The sequence below is a fragment of the Mesotoga sp. HF07.pep.5.2.highcov genome, from assembly GCF_003666285.1.
Taxonomy (GTDB): domain Bacteria; phylum Thermotogota; class Thermotogae; order Petrotogales; family Kosmotogaceae; genus Mesotoga; species Mesotoga prima.
The window spans coordinates 1-5815 of the sequence record NZ_JFHJ01000170.1; the positions used below are offsets into that span (position 1 = coordinate 1).

General features: G+C 43.5%; 3 protein-coding genes. All 3 read right to left on the reverse strand.

The features are described from left to right. Positions 1-3734, reverse strand: a 3734-nt coding sequence (locus tag BG32_RS03320) for an SLBB domain-containing protein (protein ID WP_121526371.1), incomplete at its 3' end; no start/stop codon positions are given. 19 nt (positions 3735-3753) lie between these two features. After that, positions 3754-4119: a response regulator gene (locus BG32_RS03325; RefSeq protein ID WP_121526372.1), complete on the reverse strand. Its 366-nt coding sequence runs from the start codon at positions 4117-4119 to the stop codon at positions 3754-3756. Continuing rightward, positions 4097-5815: ATP-binding protein (locus BG32_RS03330; RefSeq protein WP_121526373.1), on the reverse strand; the 1719-nt coding region annotated here is incomplete at its 5' end. The genes BG32_RS03325 and BG32_RS03330, both read right to left, overlap by 23 nt.

Genomic DNA, 5815 nt, shown 5'->3' on the forward strand with positions numbered 1-5815 from the left:
TCCTCATCTGGATTGAAAGTGAAAAGACCTGGATTCTTAACTGCCCCAAGAACGGTTATTCTTAGCACTTGTTTTGGTACTATGAGTGTGCTTCCAGGTTCAATAACCGCATCCTTGCCTTCGTTCCTGATATTCGAAAGACTCACTGGTAGAATCTCCCCTGAGGGCAGCAATACCTTGACCAGGTCTGAGGCGGTGGCCTTTTCACCGCCAGCCCTTGCGAGAGCTCTCAGAACCGTAATCTCCTCCTGAGCTGCGAACTCGAATTTTCCGGGAGAGTTTACTTCACCGCCAACGTAGATGTATCGATCGTCACCCGGAACGTAGACGGTTTGACCCGAGACTAACATCACATCTTTTCCATCGACAAGATCTAGCCACAGTACTTCTTTCTCTTCGCCCGTGATCTTCACGTTTTGTGCAGCTTTTTCAGTCAAACCACCGGCTCTAGAAATAGCGAGTATAAGAGATGGCAATTCGGTCTTAGAAAACTCAATCGTTCCTGGATACTTGACTTCTCCTATTACATTTACCCTGACTGGTTCATATATGGGTACGTAAACGAAAGAACCATCTTCAAGATTCATGTCAAGAGCCTTACCAAGAAGTATTGAGTCTACACTTACAGTTGAGGTCCTGCCAAAAGGATCCGTTATCTGTATCTTGCTACTCAGCGCAAGCGGGGTCATTCCACCTGCCCTTGCGAGAACAGTTGTTAGGGAGACTTTTTCTCCAGGTTCGAATTCCACGAGTCCCGGTTTGTTAACTGCACCCACCACAAACACCTGACGTAGAACATCTGGGTAAATTACTATTGATCCAGGGGATAAGTTCATATCGCTCTCCCCAAGATCTGAAATCTGTCTCTCTCTCTTTGTCCCGTCAGGAAGGATAATGGTAACCCTGCCATCCGAATCAAAATCAAGTTGATTCTGTTTTGCCAGTGCAGTCCTTAGGGTGATTTCCTCATTGCTTCCAAAGTCGACTCTTCCGCCCTTCTCTTTAGAGATTACATACACGAATCGATCGGGAGTTTCAGAAATATATATTATCGAATGATTCGATACCTGTGGATCTTGAATACGACCCATCATTACTGACTGTAGGTCAAGCTTTCTTCTCTGATTATCCTCAATTATCTCAACTTCCTTCGAAAGTGGGTCGCTTAATCCACCAGAAATCGCTATTAGTTTTGTCAGAGTTGGATTTGGCTCTTCTTTGCCTATTTCCTTTATTCCAGGCTCTCGTACGCCCCCCAAAACATAAACGAATCTCGCCTCGAGTTCGGGAATAAACACAGTAGCTCCATCTGGAATTACCGGAATCGGGTCTCTTGTTAGATCTTCGAGGCTATAAACAGCTGTAGAAGCAGACTTAGAATCTATTACTGTAATATTGAATTCGTCGCCCAGGTCGGTTATGCCACCAGCTGCTGCTATTACGGTGCTCAGATTGAAGGGGATACCGGGTTTAAGATTCACAGTACCGGGATTTCTTACCTGTCCAATAACATTTGCCACGTTATCCGCCTGAGGATAAAAGATTACACTTCCGGTTTCCAGTTCGAGGTCAGATCTTTCAAGAGAACTAATTGAAACTCTTATCTCCTTACCAGACGGTGAAATCACCGAAATTTCCTTCTGTGAAGCGATCTCCACAAGATTTAGTTTGGCAAGGGCATTTCTGAGGGTAATGCTTTCGCCAGAAGAGAAATCAACTCTTCCACCATTTTCCTCAGAAACAACGTAGACGAATCGACTGTCGATTCTTGGGACATATATGAGATCGTCGTAAGAAATTTCCCGATCACTGGATATTCCCTTCAGAACTTCATCAAGATCTATTTCACTGATTTCCGATCCAGAAAGCACCTGAACGGACGAAATGTCTGCGTTTTGAGTGAATCCTCCACTTGCACTGATAGCACGCGTCAGAAGAAGATCGTCTTCATCGAGCTTGATCTTTCCGGGTCTTTCCACTTCCCCAAATACATATATCCATGTACTTATATCAGGAATTAACACGATTGAACCGGTCTCAAGCTGATAGTCTTCCTTTGATAGGGTAGAAACAGAAATAAATTTGCTCATTCCAGCGGTGTCAATAATCGATATTTCCTTCTTCGAATTGAAGTTTAGCAAATTCATCTTTGCCAGCAGGTTTCTAAGAGTGAATGGTTCTCTTTCTTCAAAATCGATTCTTCCTCCTTCTGCCGAAGAAACGACGTATACAAAACGATGCTCTTTCTCTGCTACATTTACGATAGATTGAGCTGAAAGGACCAAAGTGCTCTTAACAGCATCTTCGATTGAAAACTTTTTTGCCTCCCCATTTTCCAGAAGTTCTACAGAGCCAGCAAACTCCGTTACTCCACCTGATTTTGCAATTGCTTTTCCAAGAGTGATTTCTTCGAAATTCGAGAAGGAAAGGACGCCCGGGTTTTTCACTTCACCGGTGACGAAGATACTCTTTTCACCGCTTGGAAGTATTATCATCGATCCTGCATCGAGAACGGCATCTTCCCCTTGATGAAACTCACGACGTTCGCCTGATGTGGTTACAACAACTAATGGGTCCTGGCTTACTGGATCAAAGAGATCTACCTTTACTAAGGCATTGATTAGCGTAATTTCTTCATCTATACTGAACTCAACTTTTCCTCCAAACGATGCGGAGGCTATATATACATATCTTTCAGGCTGGCGTGGAACGAATACTGTTTCACCTGGGTAGAGGTCTATATCTTTGATCTGACCGCTGAGGAGTTTGCTGATTTCAACGGATTCCGGTTCATCTAGGTCTTTCCTCAGAATGTAAAGCTGGTCCGAAGCGGCCTGATTTACTCCTCCGGCCTCTCCAATAGCCTGAAGCAAAGTCAGCTTTTCACGGTATGGTATTGATGAAGGATTGCCAAACTCTCCAAGAAGCTTGACTGATTTTGATGAGGCATCGTTTGCTATGACGATGCTTCCAGCAGATAGCACAGGGTCACTTTTTATGCCGGATAAGACGCTGTTCAGACTAACGATCGAAGAATTCTCTTTAGCTTCGCTGAGAATCATGATTTCGTTATCATCGGCGGTTTCCTTTAGTCCTCCAGATTTGGCGATCACCTGAGTCAAAGTAATTCCAGGGCTGTATTTGACTAGTGAAGGAGAATTGAACTCGCCCATCGTCATTATCCACGCACGAGGACCTGTTGGAACGAATAATGTTGAGCCCTCAGAGATTTTCTCTTTTAGAGCGGATCCACCGGAGAGAATTGAGGATAGATCTATGTAATTTCTTGTTCCTTCGCTATCCACTATGAAAGATGAGGAAAGATCTGCCCCGTCTTTGAGGCCGCCCGCAAGAGCAAGCAGTTGCGAGATCCCAATAGTTTCGTTGCGCCACTCAATTGCTCCGGGTTTGTTAACTTCTCCCAGAACGTAGAACATGAATGGAGCAAACGACTTCACAGATACAGTTACCTGGGGCTCTGATGTAAGAATGCCCTTGCTAAGAAATTGTGAAGACAGAAAGGATTGAATCTCCTCTAGTGTCTTTCCCAGAAGCATAATGCTTCCAAGCGGAGGAACGGAAACAGTTCCATCCGGTCCCACAAGGGTTTCACTCGAAAGGTCGCTGGACCCATATACGGAAATCGATAGAAGGTCACCCGGTCTTACTGAATATCCTAGAAGTGACATTGTAATCAAAAGCACTATTGAAAGAGATATGATTTTCTTGTGCATCTTCCTTCCTCCTTCTTTACTAGTCAAGGTCTTCTCTCAGAAGGCTTTCTATAACTTTCTTAAGTTCTGAGAAATCCGGTGACTTGACAACATATGCGTCGGCGGCCCAAGAAGAAAGATCGTGCTTGTAATGAGTATAAGCGGTTAAAAGCACAATTTTCACATTAGGAAACCGCTTTCGCACAACACCGGCAAGCTCGAGCCCGTTCATTCCTTTCATTTCAATGTCAATGGTCATGAGGTCAAACGAGTTATTTGTGCTGAGAATTTCAAGAGCTTCCTCAGCTGTGCCAGTACTCTTGACTTCAAAGCCAGATTCCGTAAGTTCTTCTTCGATTAGTAGCCTCAGATTCTTTTCATCTTCAACTATCAGTACTCTTTTCAAGATCAAACCTCCCAAATTCCTTAGTCGGCAACCTGAAAGTAAAGACGGTTCCTTCACTTCCGCTTGAAGCATGAATGCTTCCTCCATGCTCTTCTACAATCTTTTTGCAAATAGAAAGTCCCAGACCAGTACCGAGAGTCTTTGTAGTGAAGAATGGTTCAAATATGCGCTTCAAAGTCTCTTCTGGTATAGTTTTCCCACCGTTCCAGGCTGAAAAACGGATTTCCTCGTTATCTTTCTCAAGAGTTACATGGACCTCATCTCCAGATTCGGAGGCCTCAATAGCATTCTGAACAAGATTGATTATTACCTGTTTGATTTTATCTCTATTTCCGTAATATTCAATTCTTTCTTCTTTCGTATATAGAACAAGTTTAACATTTTCCGACGCGGCTTTTTCTTCGAATCCAGCCAGTATTTCACGTGTCATAGAAACCAGGTCAAACGCTTCCTTAGATGGTTTGGCCTTTCTTCTAGAAACCTCAAGTACTTCGCCAACTATTCTGTCCAGTCTTTGAAGCTCATCCATGAGAATTTTCGCATATTCTTCGGTTTTCTTCCTGTCTGAGGAAGCCAGAATCCTTTTCACGAAGCCGCCGATTATTGTTATTGGATTTCTAATCTCATGAGCGACTCTTGCAGACATTTCCCCCAGAGCCGCAAGTTTTTCCCTACCCTTCAGTTCCTGCTCAAGATTTCTCCTCCTAGTTATGTCATCTAAGGAGAGAATCACGCCAGTTAGACCTTTCCTTTTCTCTTCTCTCAGCGGTGTTATGCGAACGTCGAAGTATCTTTCTCCAAAGGCTTCAAAGTATTGATCCGTTAGGGTAATAGTTTCGCCAATTCTCATCGCATCCGACAAAAGGTCGATAATGCTTCCAAGTTGTGGTTTCATTGATTGAATCTTCTTTCCAATCAATTCTTCTCTTTCAATGTTCAAAAGAAATCCAGCAGTTCTGTTGATTTCCGTTATTTCACCGTCAACAGAACAAACTATGATTGCTGATTCTAGAGACTGAAGTATACTTGAAACGAATCTTCGATAATAATTGGAAAGATTTCTCTCTTTTTCGAGACTCTCTGCCATCTGTACGATTCTCTTATAGTTCTCCGTAAGTTCAAGAGCTACTCCTGTACTGTCGGCCAGCAATCCGAGAATCTCTATGTCACCACTGCTGATTTTCTTCCGGGAATAAGCATTGTCAACCACCAGTACACCTTGTACTTCTTCTTCCCCTGACACGGGAGCAATGAGATACTCGTCAGTGCCGATAATTCTGTTCATCAAGCTCAGCTCTTCTCCCCTGAGCCTGAGCATTTCTGGAGAAACGTGAACCATTTTTTTCCTGAGGATGACCCTTTCTAGAATGATATTCCCAGGATATGAAATTGATGCCGAAGACTCATTATTAGTGGTACTTTGTGCCGCCTCAAGCGAAACATCTTGAAGATACCTTGTAAGATCACTGTATGCGGATCTATCCTTGAAACTATTGCCCCTCGTAGAATTTACTTGGGTTTCCAAAATGAGAAGGGAACGACCGCTATCTACACGGAAGTATGTGGCGCGATCGAATCTCAGTCCTGAGGAATCAGTCGCGCCTATTAGAAGAATTCTAACTATTCTCTCTCTGTCCATGCTTCTTTTCATGGCCTCGGTAATTTTGTGGAGAACTCCAAGCTTGAAAAGCTGATC